Source organism: Psychrobacter sp. AOP7-C1-14 (assembly GCF_052376135.1).
Classification (GTDB): domain Bacteria; phylum Pseudomonadota; class Gammaproteobacteria; order Pseudomonadales; family Moraxellaceae; genus Psychrobacter.
Map to the genome: position 1 here is coordinate 1 of NZ_JBQSVH010000049.1, position 650 is coordinate 650.

Annotated in this window: 1 protein-coding gene; it reads left to right on the forward strand. The window is 46.6% G+C overall.

Annotated features, from left to right (window positions below; translation table 11 throughout):
• The coding region (locus tag ACT3QN_RS13670) for an IS256 family transposase (RefSeq protein WP_444529299.1) at positions 1-631 on the forward strand (631 nt) is incomplete at its 5' end.
• Positions 632-650 lie beyond the last annotated feature (19 nt).

Here is a 650-nt window from a genome sequence, read left to right on the forward strand (position 1 = left end):
AAAAGAGCTGCTTGGCATGTGGCTATCAGAGAACGAGGGCGCTAAATTCTGGCTTGGTGTTCTCACTGAGCTACAAAACCGCGGGGTTCAAGATATTCTTATTGCCTGTGTCGATGGTTTAAAAGGCTTCCCTGATGCCATCAATACGGTCTACCCTAACGCTCAGGTTCAGCTGTGTATCGTGCATATGGTGCGCTATTCGATGAAGTTCGTACCTTGGACGGACAAGAAGGCCGTAGCAGCTGATTTAAAGGCCATCTACGGTGCTGATACGCTTGAGATGGCAGAGGCCAACCTTGAGCACTTTGATGAAGTATGGGGTAAAGAGTACCCGCATGTCATCAAGTCTTGGCGCAATAACTGGGAGGGCTTAACGGTGTTCTTTGGTTATCCTAAAGACATCAGAAGAGCGATTTATACCACCAATGCGATAGAGTCGCTAAACAGTGTGATTCGAACGGCGGTGAATAAGCGTAAGGTGTTTCCCTCTGATCAGGCAGCATTCAAGGTAGTATATCTGGCAACCCAGCAGGCCTCTAAAAAGTGGTCGATGCCAATCCGTAACTGGACGTCTGCTTTAAATCGCTTTATGATTATGTTTGATGACCGTATCAGCAAGCATTTAATCTAAACGGCAGTTACACAGAATT